Here is a 20,588-nt window from a genome sequence, read left to right on the forward strand (position 1 = left end):
AGTGGGTGGAGGACGGCCGTGAGGTTCAGACTGTGGCGCAGGCCCGAGGGTCGCGCCGGCGAGTGGTACTACTGCATCAAACACGGCAAGGTCGAGGAGGGACCCGACTGTCCGGCCCGCGACCGGCTCGGCCCGTACGCGACCCGCGCCGAGGCGGCGAACGCGTTGGAGACCGCCAAGACCCGCAATCAGGCGTGGGAGAACGATCCGCACTGGAACGACCCCGGGCGCCGCTGACCTGGCGTACGGCGCGGCGGGCGGGTCACTCGGCGGGTTCGGGGACCCGCCCGCCGCCGACGGTGAGCACCCCGGGCAGTTCGGACAGGCCCGACACCAGCTCGCCGGGTTCGCCCGGCCCCTCCAGGAGCAACACCACCGCCGCCGCTCTCGGTTCCGTCGCCGGCGCCTCGCCGACATCCTCGACGGGCTCGCGCTCGCGGTTGTGCACGGAGACGTCCACCACGGTGAATCCGGCGCCGGTACAGGCCATCAGGACCGCGGACAACACGCCGTGTCCGGGCAGGTAGGAGATCCGGATCTCGGCCGCCCGGTCCCGGGGGCCGCCGATCCGGCGGATGATCGGCGGATAGCCGTAGACGACCACGAAGTGCAGCGTGGTGACCCCGATCGCCAGATACGGCAGGCCCGCGCCGCAGGCCATGCCGATCGCGCAGGTGAGCCAGACCACCGCGGCCGTGGTGAGGCCGCGCACGGTGTCGCGGCGGACGAAGATCAGGCCGCCGCCGATGAAGCCGATGCCGGAGACCACCTGCGCGGCGATCCGGGAGGGGTCCCAGCCGACGTGGCCCGCGGGCAACACGTCGGCGAAGCCGTACTTGGAGATCTCCATGAACAGCGTGGTGCCGACCCCGACCAGCGCGTGGGTGCGCAGCCCCGCGCTCTTCTGCCGCACCTCGCGCTCGACGCCGATGACGCTGGAGAGCACGAAGGAGAGCATCAACTCGGAGAACTGGGTCCACCCCTGACTCGCGCCGATTCCCTCCGACCACGCCGCCAGGGTCGTTCCGGAATGCACGCGCCCACCTCCTCCGCCCGGGACCGGGGTCCCGGGGCTGCTCGATCTTCTTCCTCTGCTCGCACGCTATGACTCCATACGGAGCAATGGGTCACGGCCGAGGTTCGGATACCGCGATCGAGGGAGGGGTGGGCCGGCGAAAATCAGGCGCGCGAGCGAGCCGTGCTGCGCTTGCGCGAGGCGGTCGTCCGGGTCACGGCCTTACGCGGACGCGACGTGGCCGTCTTGGATACGGCCTTTCGGGGGCGCGAGCCGGCCGTCTTGGATACGGCCTTTCGCTGGGACGCGGCCTTTCGGGGACTCGATACCGCCTTTCGGGTACCGGATACCGCCTTTCGGGGACGCGAGGCGACGGGTTTGGACACCGGGCGCTTGCGCATCGCCGCGGGCGCCGCCGGGGCGTCGACCGTACGGTCGTCGACCGTTTCGGTGTCGCCGTTGCGCTGAATGTAGCGAAGTGCGGTGAGCGCCTCGCGCTTCGTTTCATAGGACGCGGACTTGATGACCGTCGAACCGTTGGCGGCGGTCAGCACGAATCCGAACTTGCCGGAGCGTCCCTTGGTGACGATGAATTTGGCCGGCACGACATCTCCTTGGGAGAGAAGAGAAAGTTTTCTCCTCCACGGAAACATGGTTCGTCCCGGTTGTCATATATAAGGGCTATTTACGGGTGAATCGACCTCCGCAGCCGAAAACCACTGTGACGTCGACTGCATCCGGGCGCGGACCCCGTGTTCTCTTCGGTTTCGGCCGGCAGGATCGCGCCCATGACAACCCCCTCGTCCCCCAAGCGTGACCCGCGTGACCTGCCGAACATCGACGATCTGGTGGTCGGCGTCCTCGGCGGCACCGGTGAGCAGGGCCGCGGCCTCGCGTACCGCCTGGCCGTCGCCGGCCAAAAAGTGATCATCGGCTCGCGCAGCGCCGACCGTGCGGCGTCCGCCGCAGCCGAACTCGGTGCCGGCGTGCGCGGCGCCGACAACGCCACCTGCGCGGCCGAGAGCGACATCGTGATCATCGCCGTGCCCTGGGAGGGCCACCGCGATCTGCTGCTCTCCCTCACGGGCGAGCTGGCGGGCAAGATCGTGGTCGACTGCGTGAACCCGATGGGCTTCGACAAGCAGGGCGCGTTCGTGCTCGACGTCGAGGAGGGCAGCGCCGCCCAGCAGGCCGCCGCCGTGCTCCCCGACTCGACCGTCACCGCCGCCTTCCACCACGTGTCCGCGGTGTTGCTGCTCGACCCGAACGTGGAGTCGCTCGACACCGACATCATGGTGCTCGGCGACAAGCGCGAGGCCACCGACGCGGTGCAGGCGCTCGCGTCGCGGATCCCCGGCATGCGCGGGGTGTACGCCGGCCGGCTGCGCAACGCGCGGCAGGTCGAGGGGCTGACCGCCAACCTGATCTCGACCAACCGCCGCTACAAGGCACACGCCGGACTGCGCGTCACCGACGTGTGAGCCGGCCCGGCCGCGCCCGCACGTGCCCGTCCGACGCACGACGGCGTGCGGCCCCGCGCATCCGAGGATGTGGGGGCCGCACGCCGTTCGTGCTTTTCGGGCCGGAGCCGAGGGTGCCGGGAGATCGCCCGGGGTCGCCCGGGGATCAGACCTGGGCGGCGTTCCAGGTCTGGAGCGGGCGGGTGACCAGCTCGCCGGCGCCGTTGTCGATCGCGTCCCGCAGGCCGCCGAGCACGTGGGTGACCATGCCGGCGGTGACCGGGTCGGTCAGCACGTGCTGTACGTCGGCCTCGACGCCGAGCCGGGTGTGCACCTCGGGCACCGCGATCTCCGGGCCGGAGACGACGAAGTTGCCCAGGTCCCGCAGCAGCGCCTTGAGCTGGATCAGCGCTCGGATGCCGCCCTGGGGGCCGGGCGAGGCGGAGATCGCGACGATCGACTTGCCGGTCAGCACGCCCTGGGCGTACGGACGCGAGGCCCAGTCCAGCGCGTTCTTGAGCACGCCCGGCAGGCTGCGGTTGTACTCGGGGGTGGTGATGATCAGGCCGTCGGCCTCGGCGATCGCCTCGCGCAGGCGCACCACGGTGGCGGGCGGGTTCGGCTCCAGGTCCTGGTTGAAGTGCGGCAGTTCGTCGAGACCCTTGAACACCTCGATCTGCATGCCCTCGGGCGCGTACGGCTGGAGGGCGTTCAGCAGTGCCGTGTTGAACGACTCGGCGCGCAGCGAACCGGAGATGGCAAGGATGCGAGACATGGTTCCTCCGTGGATGGAGAGAGGGTGCCGGGTAGGGCGCGAAGCATGTTGTTGAACGTTTAACAATGTAGCGCGGGCTTGTTGCGGATTCAACTTCCGATTGCCGAGTGGGCGCCGAGGGTGCCGGGTGTGGGTGCCGGGTGGGTGCCGGTCGGGCGGTCGTCGGGGGCGACAATGGAGCCGCGTCGCGCCGGAAAGCGCCGCGACCGAGGTCCGTCCGCACCCCTCTGGAGCCCCCGCCATGCCCCGCATCGTCGTCCTCGCCGTGATCGTGTGTGTGCTGGCGCTCGCCGCCGCCGTGGTGGCCTTCGTCAACGGGAGCTGGCTCGGCCTGCCGTTCGTGCTCCTCGCTGCGCTCGACGGCAACATCGCGTTCTACTACCTGCGCCGGCAGCGGGTGCGCCGTGCGCGCGACCTCGCCGCGCGGGCCTGATCCCCGCTGCCCGACCCCCGCTGCCCGACCCCGCTCCCGCCACCCGCCGGCCGTCCCCCGTAAGGGTGGATGCCGGTGCCGGATGGCGTGTCGGCATCAATTCGAACAAAGGTTCGGGCTACGCTTCGATCCGACGTTGTCCACAGGCGTGCGCCGGTCGTGCCTCCGTGTCGGTGCGACGGGTTAGCGTTCAAGGTGTGAAGCGAACACCACAGACCGGCAAGGCGGCATCCATGGCTGGACAGGATCGCGAGAAGGCGCTCGAAAACGCCCTCGCCCAAATTGAACGGCAGTTCGGGAAGGGCTCGGTGATGCGCCTCGGCGACGAGGTGCGCGCACCGATCGAGGTCATTCCCACCGGCTCGATCTCGCTCGACGTGGCGCTGGGCATCGGCGGGCTCCCGCGCGGCCGGGTCATCGAGGTCTACGGCCCGGAAGGCTCCGGCAAGACGAGCCTCGCGCTGCACGCCATCGCGAGCGTCCAGCGGGCCGGCGGCATCGCGGCCATCGTCGACGCGGAGCACGCGCTCGACCCGGAATACGCCAAGAAGCTCGGCGTCGACACCGACGCCCTCCTGGTCTCCCAGCCGGACACCGGCGAGCAGGCGCTGGAGATCGTCGACATGCTGACCCGCTCCGGCGCGGTCGACATCATCGTGATCGACTCGGTGGCAGCGCTCGTGCCGCGCGCCGAGATCGAGGGCGAGATGGGCGACTCGCACGTGGGTCTCCAGGCCCGACTGATGAGCCAGGCGCTGCGCAAGATCACCGGTGCGCTCAACCAGACGAACACCACCGCGCTGTTCATCAACCAGCTGCGCGAGAAGATCGGCGTGATGTTCGGTTCGCCGGAGACCACGACCGGTGGCCGGGCGCTGAAGTTCTACGCCTCCGTCCGCCTCGACATCCGGCGGATCGAGACCCTCAAGGACGGCACCGAGGCGGTCGGCAACCGCACCCGGGTCAAGGTCGTCAAGAACAAGCTCGCGTCGCCGTTCAAGCAGGCCGAGTTCGACATCCTCTACGGCATCGGGATCAGCCGCGAGGGCGGCCTGATCGACATGGGCGTGGAGCACGGCTTCGTGCGCAAGTCCGGCGCCTGGTACACGTACGAGGGCGACCAGCTCGGTCAGGGCAAGGAGAACGCGCGCAAGTTCCTCCGTGACAACCCCGACCTCTCCGACGAGATCGAGAAGAAGATCAAGGAGAAGCTGGGAGTGGGCCCGCGGGTCGACGCACCGGCGGAGGCGGAACCCGAGGAGGGCTGAGTCCGTGGTTCGCCCTGCCGGCGAGTGGTCGAACACGTGGGGAGACGGGTCCGCCGACGGATCCGTCTCCCCAGCCGCCCGGCCACCCGTCGATGCCGCCGAACTGCGAGCCGCGATGGCCGCCATCGAGGCCGCCGCTCCCTCGGGCGCCGACACCGGGGCCGGTGGCGCACACGGTGGTGGTGGCGGCGGGCGACGCGGTGCTCCGGGAGCCGGCACCCGCCGGACCCGCGCGGCGCGCCGTGACCCGCAAGAGCACGAGGCGGGCGAACAGGATCCGATCGACGACGGCTCGGGGGCCGACGTCACGGGCACGGACCGACACGCTCGCGGTCGTGGGACCGGGAGTGGTCGGGCGAAACGCGACAGGCGGGCCGGGACTCGGGGCCGGGCCCGTCGTGACACCGAGGACTCGGAGCGGCCGGCCGACGAGGACGTCGACGCGGCTCCGGAACCGCTCGCCGATCCGGAGGCGACGGCGCGGGCGATCTGTCTGCGGCTGCTGACCGGGCGGGCGCGCACCCGGGCCCAACTGGCCGACGCGCTGCGCCGCCGGGAGGTGCCCGACGAGGTCGCGGAATACGTACTGGGCCGCTTCGCCGACGTCGGTCTGATCGACGACACGGCCTTCGCCGACGCGTGGGTGAGCACCAGGCACACGGGCAAGGGGCTGGCCCGACGGGCCCTCGCCCAGGAACTTCGCCGGCGCGGGGTGGACGCGGTCGTGGTCGACGAGGCGGTCGCACAACTGGAACCCGAGCAGGAGTTGGAGACCGCCCGGGCCCTGGTCGCCCGCCGGTTGCCGGGCACGCGTGGCCTGGACCGGGACAAGCGAATCCGCAGGTTGGCGGGCATGCTCGCGCGCAAGGGATACGGCGAGGGGCTGGCCGTCCGCGTCGTCCGCGAGGCGCTCGATCACGAGGCCGAGGCCGACGAGAACGACGACCCGGCCGAGACCCCGTGGCACGCCTGGGACGGGCCGGCCTGATCCCGACCCCCGCCAGGTCGGCCGGTGACCTAGCCTGGGAGCGTTGTCCCAGCCGTCGGGGCGTCACAAGCGTGTCCGTCGGCACCGTTGCGCTCCAGCCGTCCGCTTGAAGGGCCATCCGCCTTGGCGATCAGTGTGTTCGACATGTTCTCGATCGGGATCGGCCCGTCGAGCTCCCACACGGTGGGTCCGATGCGCGCCGCGCGGATGTTCGCGCAGCGGCTGAAGAGCGAGGGTGTCCTCGACCGGGTCGCCTCGGTCCGGGTCGAGCTGTACGGCTCCCTGGGCGCGACCGGGCACGGACACGGCACCCCGCGCGCGGTGCTGCTCGGCCTGGAGGGTTACTCGCCGCGCACGGTCGATCCGGAGGAGGTCGAGCCGGAGCTGGCCCGGATCCGCGAGTCGGGGATGTTGCGGCTGCACGGCGTGCACGACATCGCCTTCGACGGCGACCGCGACCTGGTGCTGCACCGGCGCAAGGCGCTGCCGTACCACGCCAACGGGATGACCGCGTGGGCCCGGGACGCCGACGGCACCGAGCTGCTGAGCAAGACCTACTACTCCGTCGGCGGCGGCTTCGTGGTGGACGAGGACGCGGTGGGCGCGGACCGGGTCAAGCCCGACGACACCGTGCTGCGCCACCCCTTCCGCACCGGCGACGAGTTGTTGCGGCTGACCCGCGAGACCGGGTTGTCGGTGTCCGCGCTGATGCTGGAGAACGAGAAGGCCTGGCGCACCGAGGCGGAGATCCGGGCCGAACTGCTCGAGATCTGGCAGGTGATGCGCGGGTGCGTCGAGCGCGGCCTGGCCACCGAGGGCATCCTGCCGGGCGGTCTCAAGGTGCGCCGTCGCGCCGCCCGTACCGCCCGCACGCTGCGCGCCGAGGGGGACCGGCCCACGCACGCGATGGAGTGGGTCACCCTGTGGGCGATGGCGGTCAACGAGGAGAACGCGGCGGGCGGGCGGGTGGTCACCGCACCCACCAACGGCGCCGCCGGGATCATTCCGGCCGTGCTGCACCACTACGTGGAGACCGTCCCCGGCGCCGACGACGACGGTGTGGTGCGCTTCCTGCTCGCCGCGGGAGCGATCGGCATGTTGTTCAAGGAGAACGCCTCGATCTCCGGCGCCGAGGTCGGCTGCCAGGGCGAGGTCGGCTCGGCCTGCGCGATGGCCGCCGGCGGTCTGGCCGAGGTGCTGGGCGGCACTCCCGAGCAGGTGGAGAACGCCGCCGAGATCGGGATGGAACACAACCTCGGGCTGACCTGCGACCCGGTCGGCGGCCTGGTCCAGATCCCGTGCATCGAGCGCAACGGCATGGCCGGGGTCAAGGCGGTCACCGCGGCCCGCATGGCGCTGCGCGGTGACGGCCGGCACCACGTGTCGCTGGACAAGGTCATCAAGACCATGAAGGAGACCGGCGCCGACATGAAGACCAAGTACAAGGAGACCGCCCGGGGTGGTCTCGCGGTGAACATCATCGAGTGCTGAGTCTCGTCGGGGGCCCGGTCGCGGGGGTGCGCGATCGCATCGATGGGTGAGGTGTGCTTGTGGAGACGAGGGGTAGGGATGCGCCCGTGAATGACGAGAGTGGTCCCCTCCTGGTGCAGGTGTCGGCCGTCGGAGCCGGTCATACGTTGGTGACCGTGCACGGTGAGATCGACATGGACAGCGGCCCGATCCTGGACGACGCGTTGGGTCGACAGGTGTCGGCCGAGCCGACCCGTCTGCTCCTGGACCTGTCGTCGGTCGCCTTCATCGACTCCTTCGGACTGCGCATCCTGGTCCGCGCGGAGCGACGGGTGCGGGAGGCGGGCGGTTCGCTGCGGCTGATCGCGCCCACGCGCGCGGTCGAGCGGGTGTTGCGGCTGACCGGCTTCACGCTGATGGTCGCCGTGCACGACACCGTGCGTGAGGCGCTGGACGCCGAGGGGGCCACGGTCGGGCACGAGTAGCCGCGCCACTGTCCGATACACGCTGCGCTGTGAGCGGAATCGGTACCAGACATGATCAAAGTCCGGTCGAGGGGTGGCCGGATTCGATCATGCACGCCACACTTGGAATGTCCGCGCGCCGGATGTTTCTGCTGTCGCCCGAAGGCCGTGGACCTGTGGCCGTCCCGTCGAGCGCAAGCCCGACGGGACGGCCGCCGCATGTTCGGGGCGGGGGCGGGTGAGGCGGCCCCGAGCCCGGATCAACCCAGGGTGCGCTCGAGGAACTCCGCCATCGTCGAGCGATACTCGCGCGCCTCGGGAAGCAGCGCGGTCAGCTCGCCGGCCCCGTGCACGAAACCGTCCCAGCGCTTGCTCTCGACCGCGACACCGGCCTCCGCCAGGCGCTTCGCGTAGGCCTCGCCCTCGTCCCGCAGCGGGTCGTACTCGGCGGTGAGCACCAGCGCGGTGGGCAGCCCCGCCAGGTCCTCGGCGTGCAGTGGTGAGGCCAGCGGGTCGGTGGCCTCGCTGCGCGGGCTGGACAGGTACTGCGCGATCGCGAACTCCAGGCCGGCGCGGGTGAGCAGGTACCCCTCGCCGTTCTCCGTCACCGACGGCTGCGCCAGGGTCAGGTCCAGGATCGGGCAGTCCAGCACCTGGGCCACCGGGGTCGGCTGGCGGCGGTCGCGCAACATCAGGGCGCAGGCGGCGGCCAGGTTGGCCCCCGCGCTCGTGCCGCCGATGGCGACCTTGTCCGCGTTGACGCCCAACTGGAACGCGCGCTCCTGGACCCAGATCCACGCGGCGTACGCGTCCTCCAGGGGCCAGGGGAACTTGAACTCGGGGGCAAGGCGATACTCGACCGAGACCACCACCGCGCCGCTCTCCGCGGCGATGTGCGCGCAGTGGCTGTCGGACGCGTCGACCGAGCCCAGCCACCACGCGCCGCCGTGGAGGTACACGTAGCCTGGACGACCGCCCTTCGGCGCGGGTCCGGCCGGCGTGTACACGCGGGCGGTGATCTTCCCCGGCTCGGGCTCCTTGACGGTGATGCTCACTTCCCGCGTCGTCACATCTTTCGGCGTGGGCTCGACGGACGCGAGGATGGTCGTCTCGAGACCTTTGTTCGACGCGGCACGACGCTCCGCCAGGGGCAGGTCGGCCGGAAGGGGCGGCGCGGCGGCGACAGCGTCGAGGATCGGCTGGATCTGCGGTGCGACGGGCATGCGACTCCTCCGAACGGAACTACGAAGCAGCACAGTAGAACTTCACGCCCGGAGTTGACAGAGCGTCAGAAGTCGAGCGCGTGACATAGGCCACACAGAAACGGCACGAAGGGCGTCAACCGTCCCAGTTGCCCCCAGCGTTCAATAGACGAACCCAACGAGGAGTACGTGTTGACCGTCATCGACGAACCCCGGATACCGGGCGCGCCCCCGTCCGGACCGGGCCGGGGCGCATCCGACGAGCGCGTGTCGGGAGCCCTGTCGTTCGTGGAGCGCGGCCTTCGCCTCCTGTGGCGCCCGCTGGCCGTCTACGCCGCCACCGCGCTGGCGCAACTGCTCGTGCTCTCGTGGATGATCCCGCCGGGCGGACCGAGCCTGCGCGATCGGCTGTTGCAGTGGGACGCGCACTGGTACGTGGACGTCGCCGCGCACGGCTACCCGGACAGCTTCACGTACACCCCCGAGGGCGACCTCACCGGGAACACGCTCGCGTTCTTCCCGCTGTATCCGGGCCTGGTCCGGATCGTGCACTACCTGACCGGCACCGACTACGAGACGGCCGGCCTGATCGCCGGGCACCTGGCCACCGCCGCCGCGATGTGCGTGCTGTACGTGTTCATGACGCGCCTGTACGACCGGCGCGCGGCGTTGGTGATGGTCGTCCTGGTGGGCGGCGCGCAGCCGATGTCCGTGGTGTTCTCGATGGCCTACAGCGAGACGCTCTTCCTGGCGCTCGCGGTGGGCACGCTGTTGGCCGCGCATCGCAAGGCCTGGTTGACCGCGGGCCTGCTCGCGTGTCTGACGAGCGTGACCCGACCGGCGGGCATCGCGGCGATCGCCGCGCTCGGGGTGGCGGCGCTGATGGAGATGTGGCGGCATCGGCGGCTGATGTCCGCGCCGATCGCCGCGTGTGCGATCGCGTGCATGGGGATGCCGCTCTACCTGTTGTGGGTGGGCGAGCGGCTGGGCGAGATCGACGCGTGGTTCACCATCCAGGACGCCGGGTGGGGCACCAAGTGGGACAACGGGGACGCGGTCCGGCACTTCCTCACCGACACGCTGCGCAACGGCGACCAGTGGATAGCGGTCAGCACGGCGGTGCTGATCATCGCGGCGGTGGTCGGCTCGCTGGTCGCGCTGAACCGGCGCATCTGGCCGCCGTTGGCGGTGTACGGGCTGTCGATCCTGGTGATGACGCTGTGTCAGAGCAACTACTACCACTCGAAGTTGCGGCTGATGATCCCCACGCTGCTGTTCTTCGTCCCACTGGCGACGGTGCTGGCGAGGGCGCGGACCCGCACGGCCGTGCTGGTGCTGGGCGGCGCGTGCCTGTTCGGGATGTGGTACGGCGCGTACATGCTGACCACGTGGCACTACGGAATCTGACCGAAGCCCGGCCGGCCTGCGGCGCCGCGTCCTCAAGCGCCGGACGGGCTGTGTTTGTTCGGCACGAGTGCGGTGCCGGCTGTTTCGGGTGTCCTCGAACGCCGGACGGGCTGTAATCAATCCGTGCGGTGCTTGGTTTTGCCGAGGGCGGGTTCCGAACCCGGCGGCACACTTCGGCCCGGCCGGCGGTCGAGGACGACGTGGGCCGGGCCGTTTCCGGGTGTCAGTGGCCGGCTCCGCGGGCTCGGTTTATGGATTCCTCGAGGATGTCCAGGTTTTCGGGGGGCAGGTGGGCGGCTATGTAGCCGTCGGGGCGGATGAGCAGGATCGTGTGGGCGGTGGTGCCCGGGTAGTCCGGGGTGACCACCAGCTCGGCGGGCGCGGCGAGTTTGTCCAGCCGGCCGCGCAGCCTGGGCATCAGGCCGGCCTCGCGCCAGCCGTCGCCGTGCCACACCTGTATGCCGGGGGCGATCAGCAGCACGACCAGGCCGCGGTCCAGGCACTCGCTCAGCCATCCCTCGGCGCCGTCCGCGCGAAACACCTCGACGTCGCGGATCCATTCGCCCACACCCGGCCCGGGGGTGAGCAGCGGCGAGCCGGCGTAGTCCGGGCCGGACGTGCTCGCCGCCGGCCCGCGCGGGTCGAGCCGGCGCAGCGTGGTGCCCTTGCCGCGCGCGCCCATCAGGGTCAGCCGGCGGCCGACCTTCTGCGCCGGGCTCGCGGGCGCGAGGAAGTGGAGCGCGTCCTCCCCGAGCGCGAGTCGACGGCGGGCGGCGCCCCGGCGTTCGCCGTGGTACGTCTCCAGGAGCCGGATGGGCGCGTAACCCCGCAGCGTGAAGGCCAGCTTCCAGGCCAGGTTGCGCACGTCCTGCAGGCCGAGTTCGACCGCGTCGGCGGCGGACGGGTGGACCAGGTGCGCGGCGTCGCCGGCGAGCAGCACCCGGCCGACCCGAAATCGCCGGGCGAGCCGCTGATGCACCTCGTACTCGCCACTCCACAGCAGGTCGTGCGCGGGATCCTCGGACGCGTCGGGCTCGGGCGAGAGCGCGTCGAGGGTGCGCAGCACCGAACGCACCCGCGCGGCGATGCGCTTGGGGTCGGCCGGATCGCCCGTCACCGGGATCACCCGCGTCTCCTCGGCCGCCTTGGCCACCCCGTGCGCCATCGGCAACTGCCAGGTCAGCCGCCACACGTCGTCCGGCAGCGGCTGGGCCAGGACGGTACCGCCGCGATGGAACGGCGGGTCGACGAACAACCACGGCGTGGCCGGCCCGCCGAGGTCCGGGCTCGCGGGCTCGTCGGCGAGCGAGGGGTCCGGCGGCACCAGCGCCGTCGCGGTGATCCGGCGCGGCAGCCGTACCTTCACGTCGGCGCACAACAGCCGGTCCACCCGCGGCCGACCCGGAAAGCGCACGTCGACCGCGCGGCGCACCACCGAGCGGGCGCCGTCGCAGCCGACCAGCCACTGGGCCCGAAACCTGACCGGCCCGCCCGGGCCCCGGGCGAGCACGGTGACCGATGTCTCGTCCTGCTCGACGCCCTCGATCCGGTGACGCCACGCGGTGGTCACCAGGGGACTGGCGTGCGCTGCGTCCAACAGGGCACGCTCCAGCCGCTGTTGGGACAGCCCGTAGCGCACCGGAGCCTCGGGCTCGGCCACCGGCTGCGGTACGTCGCGACTGCGGCGGCGGATGCGCTGGACCCCCCACGGTTCGGCGGCGCCGTCGAGCCGGGTGCCGGTCAGGTCGTAGACGAAGGCCAGCGTCGAGGCCTCCAGACCACAGGCCCGCGAACCCGCGCGCGGCGTGCCGTTGCCCATGTCGAGCACCACCGAGCGCACCCCGCGCCCGGCCAGCGCCAGTGCGGCGGCCAAACCGGCGGGCCCGGCGCCCGCGATGATCACCGAGTCCGCGCGCGGAGCGTTGCCCGCCATCGTGGCCCCCCAAGTGTTGCAAGACGTGTCGTACTCGTCGCCCATCATCCGGCACCGGGGCCCTACGACGACAAAGCGACGCCCCGCGGGTGGCGTTCACCGCGGGGCGTCGGTCGGTGGTGCGGGGTGGGACGGCGTGTCGACGGGGTCAGACGATGGCCATCTTGTCGAGGGACGACTCGGCCTGCGTCGGCGGGACGACGACCGGCGGCTTGCCCTTGCGGGAGGTGCGCAGCCTGCGCTCCAGCCAGGTCGCGAACGCCGACAGGATCATGCACATCGCCACGTAGATGGTGCCGACGATGATGGTGACCGGGATGAACGGCATGTTGTAGTCCTGGTAGCCGCCGATCAGCTTGGCCGCCGCGAGCAGTTCCGGGTAGGTGATCAGGAAGCCGAGCGAGGTGTCCTTGAGGGTCACCACGATCTGGCTGATGATCGTCGGAAGCATGGTGCGGATGCCCTGGGGGACCAGGATCATCGTCATCACCTGGGTCTTGCGCATGCCCAGCGCGTAGGCCGCCTCGCTCTGCCCCTTGGGCACGGCCAGGATGCCGGCGCGGATGTTCTCCGCCTGCACGGTGCCGTTGTAGATGGTCAGACCGACCACCAGCGGCCACATCGGATCCCACTTCCACCAGCCCTGGCTGCCCGGGACGAGGTAGAGCATGAAGATCAGCACCAGCAGCGGCATGGCGCGGAAGAAGGTCACGAACGTGGTCGAGGCCCAGCGCACGATCTTGTGATCCGAGAGCCGGCCGGCGGCCAGGAAGGCACCGAGCACGATGGAGAACACCGCAGCCAGCGCGAACGCCTTCAGCGTGGCCTTGAGGCCATCGAAGATGAACTGCTGGACACCGTTGTACTGGAACGGGTCCCACTTGGCCGACTCGAACTGGCCGGTGTCGTTGAACCGCACGATCACGAAGACCAGGAACGCGGCCAGACCCAGACTGCCGACGACGCCGATGATCAGGTTGCGGCGACGCGCCCTGGGGCCGGGGACGTCGAACAGCACGCTCGCTTCGCGGCTCATCGGACCACCGCCAGCTTCTTTTCGAGCGCGGCCAGCGCGGCGCTCATGGACAGGGTGATGATCAGGTAGCCGACCGCGATCCACAGCAGGACCCACAGCGACTTGTAGCCGTTCTCGACCATCTGCGCGCTGGTGCCCATGAGTTCGGTGACGTTGAAGGCGCTGGCGATGGCCGAGTTGCGGACCATCGCGATCAGCAGGCTGCCGATCGGCGGGACCGCCGCCCGACCGGCCTGGGGCAGCACGATCTGGCTCAGCGTCTGGGTGAAGGACATCCCGAGGCTGCGGGCCGCCTCGGCCTGGCCGATCGGCACGGTGTTGATGCCCGAGCGGATCGCCTCGCAGATGAACGCGGCGGTGTAGGTGCTCAGCGCGATGACCGCGAACTCGAAGTAGGAGAAGTTGAAGCGCAGCTTCGGGAAACCGAGCGCGACGGCGAAGAAGATCAGCGTCAGGGGGGTGTTGCGGAAAAGGTTGACGTAGGTGGCGCCGAACCAGCGCAGCGGCGGCACCGGCGAGACCCGACACGCGGCTATCAGCGTGCCGAGCAGAAGCGACACGATCCCACAGACGACGGTCAGCTTGAGCGTCCCGACGAAGCCGTGCCGCAAGAGGTCCCAGTTGTCCTGGATCACTTCGAGCATCGTGATCGAGCCCTCCTCTCCGTGATCGTGGGTTCAGGGGTTGGCGTGACGGCCCGTACCCACGGTCTGGTGCGGCGGGGACGGGAGGGGGCACGCGCCGGCCGGTCGAGGGGGAGCCGGGACCGGCCGGCGCGCGGGACTGCGGACGATCAGTAGCGGACGAGCGCCGGGATGGCCGGGGCCGCCGAGCCGGACAGGCCCAGGGTGGCGTCGTACGCCTTCTTCCAGTCGCCGTTCTTCTCGTGCGCCTCGATGGCGTCGCTGACCGCGTTGCGGAAGACCGAGTCGTCCTTGTTCAGGCCGACGCCGTAGTTCTCGGTGGTGAACGGCTCGCCGACCACCTTGAGCGCCTTGGGGTCCTTGGCCGCGTAGCCCTTGAGGATCGCGTCGTCGGTGGAGACCGCGTCGACCTGGTTGGAGAGCAGGCTCTCGACACACAGCGAGTAGGTGTCGAAGACGCGGGTGGTGGTGTCGGGGAAGTTGGTCTGGAGGTTCTGCAGCGGGGTCGAGCCCTTCGCCGAGCAGACCGTCTTGCCCTTGATGGTGTCCTTGCCGGTGATCGCGGTCTCGTTCTTGCGGACCAGGAGGGACTGGCCGGCGATGTAGTACGGACCCGCGAAGGACACCTGCTGCTTACGCTTGTCGGTGATGCTGTAGGTGCCGACGTAGTAGTCGATGTCGCCGTTGACCAGGGCGTTCTCACGGTTGGTCGAGGCGATCGCCTTGAATTCGATCTTGTCCGGGCCGAAGCCGAGGTCGGCCGCGATCATCTTGGCGATCTCGATGTCGAAACCGGAGACCTTGCCGGTGGCCGGGTCCTTGGAGCCGAGGAAGGGCTGGTCCTCCTTGGCGCCGACGACCAGCTTGCCGCGCGACTTGGCCGCGTCGAACGTCTTCGAGCCGGTGAGCGCCACACCCGTCTTGGGGGTGTAGGTGGGCAGTTCGGGCGCGGCGCCGCCGGGCGCGCCGGGGGCACCTTGCGAACCGCCGGTCGAACCGGCCGGGGTCTTGGCCTCGGGCGAACCGTCCTTGCCACACGCGGTGCCGAACAGGGCGAGCACGGCGATGCCGGCGACGGCCACGGATGAGCGCATCTTCATGATCAACGTCCTTCGGAAAAGGGGAACAGGCCTGGCGGTGGCCGAACCACGGGCTGCGGAGCGGGAGTCGCGACGTCGTCGGGCGGGCTGGGGGCGCCCGACGGCGCTCAGTGGTGCAGGATCTTGGAGAGGAAGTCCCGGGCCCGGTCGCTGCGCGGGTTGCTGAAGAACTCCTCGGGCGTGTTCTCCTCGACGATGCGGCCGTCGGCCATGAAGATCACCCGGTTCGCGGCGGAGCGCGCGAAGCCCATCTCGTGGGTCACCACGACCATCGTCATGCCCTCGCGGGCCAGGTCGCGCATGACCTCGAGGACCTCGTTGATCATCTCCGGGTCGAGCGCCGAGGTGGGCTCGTCGAAGAGCATCACCTTGGGCTCCATGGCCAGCGCGCGGGCGATCGCGACGCGCTGCTGCTGGCCACCGGAGAGCTGGGCGGGGTACTTGTCCGCCTGGCTGCCCACGCCGACCCGGTCGAGCAGCTCGTGCGCGCGCCGGGTGACCACATCGGCCTTCTCGCGGCGAACCTTGAGCGGGCCCAGCGTGACGTTCTGCAGCACGGTCTTGTGCGCGAACAGGTTGAACGACTGGAACACCATGCCCACGTCGGAGCGCAGCCGGGCCAGCTCGCGGCCCTCCTGGGGCAGCAGGGCGCCGTCGATGGTGATCCGGCCGCCGTCGATCGCCTCGAGGCGGTTGATCGTGCGGCACAGGGTCGACTTGCCCGATCCCGACGGACCGATGACGACGACGACCTCGCCCTTGTGGATGGTCAGGTCGATGTCCTGCAGCACGTGCAGGGCGCCGAAGTGCTTGTTGACGTTCTCCAAGACGACAAGGGGTGCGCCGGGGTGGACGGCGTCCTTGCCGACTTCGCTCTTGGTGAGCACCGGCGGCTTCGGTGTGGTGTCAGAGGCATCCGTCGTCACGATGGCGGGCTCCGTCCAGAGTCGTCCCGTATCTTTTTGCGCGACCGGGTGGCAGGTGGGTTCGAGGGCTCCCGGCGAGGCCGGGTGGTGCGTGACACTAAGGCAGGCAGCACCCCTCCAGTCAGTGCACTTGAGCTTGTCTTGAGGTCAAGAGTCGGTAACGGACCGTCAGATGTGAGGAACCACGTGCGCCTCCTGCTCGTTGAGGACGACCTGCGTGTCGCCGCGCCGCTACGCGCGGTGCTGGGCCGACACGGATTCACCGTGCGGCACGCCACCACCGGCGAGGAGGCCCTCGCCGCGCTCGACGACGTGCCCGACGTGGTGCTCCTGGACCTGTCGCTGCCCGACCACGACGGCTTCGAGGTGTGCAGCCGGATCCGCAGGCTGTGCGACGTCCCGGTGATCATGGTGACCGCGCGGGCGGACATTCGATCCCGGATACACGGGCTGAACCTGGGCGCCGACGACTACGTCACCAAGCCCTACGACATCGGCGAACTGCTGGCCCGAATACACGCGGTGAGCAGGCGTACGCGCAGCGACGCGCCCGCCGCGGAGACCCCGCCGTCCGCCAAGGGGCCCGGCGGCATCGAGCTGGACCCGGCCACCCGGCGGGTCACCGTCGGTGGCGTCGACGTGGTGCTCACCCGCAAGGAGTTCGACCTGCTCGCCCTCCTCGCCCAGCGTCCGGGCGTGGTCTTTCGCCGCGAACAGATCATCAGCGAGGTCTGGCACACCAGCTGGGCGGGCAACAATCGCACCCTGGAGGTGCACGTCGCGTCGCTGCGCTCCAAGCTCGGGAACCCGGCGATCGTCGAGACGGTGCGCGGCGTGGGCTACCGTGTCGTCCCCGAGGCCTGATCCCACCGGCTTCCCGAAGGATCGTCACCGGTTCCCGTGCGCACCCGCCTGCTCGCATTGCTCCTCGCCCTGATGACCGCGGTGCTGATCGCCCTCGGCATCCCGTTGGCCATCTCCCGTGCCGCCGCGCATCAGCAGGAGCTGATCCGCGATCGCGTGGACGACCTGACCCGCTTTGTTTCGGACACCCAGCTGACCGTGGTCTCGGACACGCTGCGCGCGCAGACCGAAAGCGACGTGCCGCCCGGACCGGACGCCGTCGACCTCGACATGCTCCGCTCCGAACTGGAGCGCTACGAGGCCGTCTACGGCATCCGGGTCGGCGCCTTCGACCGGCGCGGCCAGCCGATTGCCGTGTCCCATCAGGGATTTCGGGTCGATCCGCGCTCGCCCGCATTCACCGAGGCGCTGGCCGGACGGCGCAGCGACGACCCCGGACAGGTGTGGCCCTGGCAGCGCGATCGCATCGTGGTGGCGGTGCCGGTGATCCACCGGGGCGATGTGGTCGCGGTGGTGCTCACCGACTCGCCGACCGGTCGCATGCGTTCGAAGATCCAGCAGGTGTGGCTGATTCTGTTCGCCGGCGAAGTGGTCGCGGTACTGGCCGCGTTGCTGCTCGCGACCCGGCTGACCGGCTGGGTGCTGCGCCCGGTGCGAGTGCTCGACTCGGTGACCCACGAGATCGCCACCGGCCGGCTCGGGGCGCGCGTGGCCGGCGCCCAGGGGCCGCCGGAACTGCGGCGCCTGGCACGGTCGTTCAACGAGATGGCGGACCACGTGGAGACCGTGGTGGACCAGCAGCGGGCGTTCGCCGCCGACGCCTCGCACCAGTTGCGCAATCCGCTGTCGGCGCTGCTCCTGCGGATCGAGGAACTGGGTCTGTCGTTGCCGCCGGGACACGGCGAGACGCTGGAGGGGGTGCGGGACGAGGGCCGTCGGCTCACCCGCGTGTTGGACGAACTCCTCGAACTGGCACTGGCCGAGAACGCGCGCCCGTCCGCCCGGGCCGTCGACGTGGCGGCGCTGGTGCACGAGCGGGTGGACGCGTGGCAGACCCTGGCCCGCTCGCGCGCCCGGCGGTTCGAGCAGGAGGGCCCGCTCGCGCTCACCGGGAACGTGGACCCGGTCACGCTCGGCAGCGCGCTGGACGCGATCCTGGACAACGCGCTCAAGTTCGCCCCGGAGGACACCACGATCACCGTCGCGTGCGCGGCGGTGGGCGGCGAGGTGGAGATCCGGGTCAGCGACCGCGGCCCCGGGCTCACCTTCGAGGAGATGCGCCGGGTGGGCGACCGCTTCTGGCGCAGCCCCCGGCACCAGAACGTGGACGGCTCCGGTCTGGGACTGTCCATCGCCCGCACGCTGCTCGCCGCGAGCGGCGGCACGATCGACTTCGCCGCGCGCGAGGGTGGCGGCCTCACCGTCACGCTGACGGTCCCCAGGGCCGACTGAACCGGCGCCGCGCGAGAGGCGATCCACCCGGTGCCGAAGCCGCCTCCGGTTCACCTCGCGCCGGGTTCACCCGCGCGGACCCGGCCGCCGGGAAGGCGGACGCGGGCCCGTCCGGTCGGCGGCCTACTCGTTCACCCGGCACTGCGGCGCGCGCGGCTGCGGCAGGCCCAGCGGGCGCAACCGCGCGTCGTAGGCGCGCTGCCAGTCGCCGTTGGCGATGTGCCGGTTCAACGCGCCGCATACGGCTTCGGCGAGCGCCACGTCGCCCTTGCTCAGGCCCACTCCGTACGGCTCGTCGGAGAACGGCCGGCCCAGGATCCGCAGCGCCCCCGGGTGTTGCACGACGAAGCCGGACAGGATCGCGTCGTCGGTGCTGACCCCGCGCACTCTGCCGGCCAGCAACTCGTCCACACACTCCGAATACTTGCCGCGCTCCTCGACCCGCATGGTCGGGAACTCGCCGCGGATGCGCAACGCCGAGGTCGACTCGCGCACCACGCACACGGAACTGTGCGCGAGGTCCTCGGGGCCGTTGACCCCGGGATCGTCGGTGCGGACCAGGAAGTCCTGCCCGGCGATGTAGTACGGCCCGGCGAAGGAGACCTTCTGCGCGCGGATCGCGTTGATCGTGTAGCTCGCCACGACCAGGTCGACCTGGCCGCTGGTGATCCGGTACTCGCGGTTTTGCGTCTCCACGTCCATGAACGTGACGCGGTCCTTGAACCCCAGGTCCTCGGCGATCATCAGGGCCACGTCGTCGTCGAAGCCCTGATACGCCTGATCGCCGGTGCGCACGCTCCACCCCGGCTGGTCCGGCTTGACCCCGATGATCACCCGGCCCCGGGCCACCATCTCCCGGTAGGTCGGCGAGTTCTTGCGCAGGTTCGCGAGCGGGTCGGCCTGATGCGTGCCGCCCTCGGCCCGGTTGTTCTCCACCGCCAGCCACGACACCCCGACGGCGACCAGCAGGAAGGCCAGCGCGGCGGGCAGCGCGATCCGGGTACGCCGCCACCAGCGGGACGGGCGCGCCGGGCGCGCGGACGACTCGTCGGCCGGCGGCTCGCCCGCGAAGGTCGCGTCGACGTCCTCGTCCCGATCGGCGCGCTCGTCACGGCGGGGCAGCGGATCACCGCCCCACGTCACCGGCACCGAGTCCTGCACCACCCGGGTCAGCAGCGCGTCGGTCTCCTTGGCGTCCAGGCGCCGGGTCGGGTCCTTGCGCAACAGGCCCATGATCACCGACTCCAGCGGACCGGCGTGCCTGGGCGGCGCGGGCGGCGCGTTGACCACCGCGTCCACGACCTCCACCGGCGAGGCCCGGCGGAACGGGGCCATGCCCTCGACCATTTCGTACAGCGTCGCGCCCAACGACCACAGGTCCGAGGCGGGATCGAGCCCGTCCGGCCGGTCGGCGAGCGTGTGGTCCCCGTTCGCGTCGTCGGTGAGCACGCTAGGCCGGGACCGGGCGAACTGTTCCGCGCGCTCGGGCGCCAGATAGCCCGGCGTGCCGAGCAGTTCGCCGAACTGGGTCACCTGCGGCGCGTCGACGAAGGTGGCGATGCCGAAGTCGGTGAGCACCACCCGGCCGTCCATGCCGAGCAGGACGTTGGCCGGCTTCACGTCACGGTGCAGCACACCCTTGGCGTGCGCGGCGCGCAACGCCCGCAGTACGTCCAGGCCGATCCGGGCCGCCTCGGCGTGGTCGAGTCGACCCTCCGCGCGGATCACGTCGGCCAGCGACCGCGAAATCACCAATTCCATGACGATCCACGGCAAACCGTCTTCCTCGAAGACGTCGTGGACCGTCACCACGTTCTCGTGGCGAATACGGGCCGCCGCGATCGCCTCGCGCTTGCTGCGCTCCAGCCAGGAACGCTGGGATCCCGCGTCCAGCGACTTGGGCAGCAGCAGTTCCTTGATCGCGACCTCGCGACCGAGGGCGGTGTCGACGGCCAGCCAGACCTCGCCCATACCGCCTCGGCCGAGACTGCGGCTCAGCCGGTAACGATTGTTCAGTATTCGGCCGATCTCCCCCTCGGACACCGCGGTCGCACCCTCCTCCCGAGCAAGCGGGCCTCCCTGAACATGCTGTGCAGCCTTCCCCCCGGTCGGCTCACGGCGTCGGTTCGGGGACCGCGCACGGTCTGGCCC

At 70.7% G+C, this 20,588-nt stretch carries 19 protein-coding genes and 1 pseudogene; 10 read left to right on the forward strand and 10 right to left on the reverse strand.

The genetic code is table 11. The features are described 5' to 3' along the window. The first annotated feature begins 18 nt into the window (after positions 1 to 18). The gene (locus tag ACWGR4_RS24635) at positions 19 to 237 is read left to right on the forward strand and encodes a hypothetical protein (RefSeq protein ID WP_246127151.1); all 219 of its coding nucleotides are present in this window, start codon (positions 19 to 21) and stop codon (positions 235 to 237) included. Between the two features lie 25 nt (positions 238 to 262). On the opposite strand, the gene ACWGR4_RS24640 is transcribed toward ACWGR4_RS24635, so the two are convergent. Together ACWGR4_RS24640 and ACWGR4_RS24645 are read right to left on the reverse strand one after the other, a co-directional pair. Then, positions 263 to 1,036, reverse strand: coding sequence for an MgtC/SapB family protein (locus ACWGR4_RS24640; protein ID WP_452132333.1), 774 nt, complete (start codon positions 1,034 to 1,036; stop codon positions 263 to 265). A 143-nt stretch (positions 1,037 to 1,179) separates the two neighbouring features. After that, positions 1,180 to 1,668, reverse strand: coding sequence for a YegP family protein (locus ACWGR4_RS24645; RefSeq protein ID WP_379995908.1), 489 nt, complete (start codon positions 1,666 to 1,668; stop codon positions 1,180 to 1,182). Positions 1,669 to 1,803: 135 nt separating this feature from the next. On the opposite strand from ACWGR4_RS24645, the gene npdG reads away from it, so the two are divergent. Continuing rightward, positions 1,804 to 2,496 (forward strand): NADPH-dependent F420 reductase, encoded by a 693-nt coding sequence (gene npdG / locus ACWGR4_RS24650; protein WP_101897013.1) that lies wholly within the window; start codon positions 1,804 to 1,806, stop codon positions 2,494 to 2,496. 145 nt (positions 2,497 to 2,641) lie between these two features. Here the strand turns inward: npdG and ACWGR4_RS24655 are convergent, their stop codons facing one another. Next, positions 2,642 to 3,250 carry an NADPH-dependent FMN reductase gene (locus ACWGR4_RS24655; protein WP_379995910.1) on the reverse strand — a complete coding sequence of 203 codons (609 nt, stop codon included), beginning with the start codon at positions 3,248 to 3,250 and terminating at the stop codon, positions 2,642 to 2,644. A 241-nt stretch (positions 3,251 to 3,491) separates the two neighbouring features. Between ACWGR4_RS24655 and ACWGR4_RS24660 the strand changes: the two genes are divergently transcribed. The 5 genes and pseudogenes from ACWGR4_RS24660 (at position 3,492) to ACWGR4_RS24680 (ending at position 7,894) form a co-directional block, all read left to right on the forward strand. Further along, positions 3,492 to 3,683 (forward strand): hypothetical protein, encoded by a 192-nt coding sequence (locus ACWGR4_RS24660; RefSeq protein WP_078975031.1) that lies wholly within the window; start codon positions 3,492 to 3,494, stop codon positions 3,681 to 3,683. Positions 3,684 to 3,916: 233 nt separating this feature from the next. Further along, positions 3,917 to 4,930 (forward strand): annotated as a pseudogene (gene recA / locus ACWGR4_RS24665) (recombinase RecA); the annotation flags it as partial. Positions 4,931 to 4,955: 25 nt separating this feature from the next. After that, positions 4,956 to 5,939 (forward strand): regulatory protein RecX, encoded by a 984-nt coding sequence (locus tag ACWGR4_RS24670; protein WP_452132332.1) that lies wholly within the window; start codon positions 4,956 to 4,958, stop codon positions 5,937 to 5,939. Positions 5,940 to 6,062: 123 nt separating this feature from the next. Next, entirely contained in the window at positions 6,063 to 7,430 is a 1,368-nt protein-coding gene (locus tag ACWGR4_RS24675; RefSeq protein WP_379995914.1) for an L-serine ammonia-lyase, read from the forward strand. An 86-nt stretch (positions 7,431 to 7,516) separates the two neighbouring features. After that, positions 7,517 to 7,894, forward strand: a complete 378-nt coding sequence (locus tag ACWGR4_RS24680) for an STAS domain-containing protein (protein WP_379995916.1) — start codon at positions 7,517 to 7,519, stop codon at positions 7,892 to 7,894. A gap of 239 nt (positions 7,895 to 8,133) precedes the next feature. On the opposite strand, the gene ACWGR4_RS24685 is transcribed toward ACWGR4_RS24680, so the two are convergent. After that, positions 8,134 to 9,096: an alpha/beta hydrolase gene (locus ACWGR4_RS24685; protein WP_452132331.1), complete on the reverse strand. Its 963-nt coding sequence runs from the start codon at positions 9,094 to 9,096 to the stop codon at positions 8,134 to 8,136. A gap of 168 nt (positions 9,097 to 9,264) precedes the next feature. Here ACWGR4_RS24685 and ACWGR4_RS24690 point away from each other — a divergent pair, with 168 nt between their 5' ends. Beyond that, entirely contained in the window at positions 9,265 to 10,482 is a 1,218-nt protein-coding gene (locus ACWGR4_RS24690) for a hypothetical protein (protein ID WP_379995920.1), read from the forward strand. Positions 10,483 to 10,705: 223 nt separating this feature from the next. Here the strand turns inward: ACWGR4_RS24690 and ACWGR4_RS24695 are convergent, their stop codons facing one another. From ACWGR4_RS24695 to ACWGR4_RS24715, 5 genes are all read right to left on the reverse strand, one after another. Beyond that, positions 10,706 to 12,415, reverse strand: a complete 1,710-nt coding sequence (locus ACWGR4_RS24695; protein ID WP_452132329.1) for an FAD-dependent monooxygenase — start codon at positions 12,413 to 12,415, stop codon at positions 10,706 to 10,708. Between the two features lie 148 nt (positions 12,416 to 12,563). Beyond that, a complete protein-coding gene (locus ACWGR4_RS24700; protein WP_379995924.1) occupies positions 12,564 to 13,451 on the reverse strand; it encodes an amino acid ABC transporter permease in 888 nt (295 codons plus the stop codon). Then, complete coding sequence (locus tag ACWGR4_RS24705; RefSeq protein WP_379995927.1) at positions 13,448 to 14,095, reverse strand: amino acid ABC transporter permease; 648 nt, start codon at positions 14,093 to 14,095, stop codon at positions 13,448 to 13,450. Before ACWGR4_RS24705 ends, ACWGR4_RS24700 begins: the two co-directional genes overlap by 4 nt. A 149-nt stretch (positions 14,096 to 14,244) precedes the next feature. Continuing rightward, on the reverse strand, positions 14,245 to 15,195 hold the full coding sequence (locus tag ACWGR4_RS24710) for a glutamate ABC transporter substrate-binding protein (RefSeq protein ID WP_379995929.1): 951 nt from the start codon (positions 15,193 to 15,195) through the stop codon (positions 14,245 to 14,247). Between the two features lie 107 nt (positions 15,196 to 15,302). Beyond that, entirely contained in the window at positions 15,303 to 16,082 is a 780-nt protein-coding gene (locus ACWGR4_RS24715) for an amino acid ABC transporter ATP-binding protein (protein ID WP_126641699.1), read from the reverse strand. A 225-nt stretch (positions 16,083 to 16,307) separates the two neighbouring features. On the opposite strand from ACWGR4_RS24715, the gene ACWGR4_RS24720 reads away from it, so the two are divergent. Both ACWGR4_RS24720 and ACWGR4_RS24725 read left to right on the forward strand, forming a co-directional pair. After that, positions 16,308 to 16,985: a response regulator transcription factor gene (locus ACWGR4_RS24720; RefSeq protein WP_452132328.1), complete on the forward strand. Its 678-nt coding sequence runs from the start codon at positions 16,308 to 16,310 to the stop codon at positions 16,983 to 16,985. Between the two features lie 36 nt (positions 16,986 to 17,021). After that, positions 17,022 to 18,437, forward strand: coding sequence for an ATP-binding protein (locus ACWGR4_RS24725; protein WP_452132327.1), 1,416 nt, complete (start codon positions 17,022 to 17,024; stop codon positions 18,435 to 18,437). A 123-nt stretch (positions 18,438 to 18,560) separates the two neighbouring features. Here the strand turns inward: ACWGR4_RS24725 and ACWGR4_RS24730 are convergent, their stop codons facing one another. Further along, a complete protein-coding gene (locus ACWGR4_RS24730; protein ID WP_452132326.1) occupies positions 18,561 to 20,480 on the reverse strand; it encodes a bifunctional serine/threonine-protein kinase/glutamate ABC transporter substrate-binding protein in 1,920 nt (639 codons plus the stop codon). Positions 20,481 to 20,588: the final 108 nt, after the last annotated feature.

Source organism: Embleya sp. NPDC055664 (genome assembly GCF_053618075.1).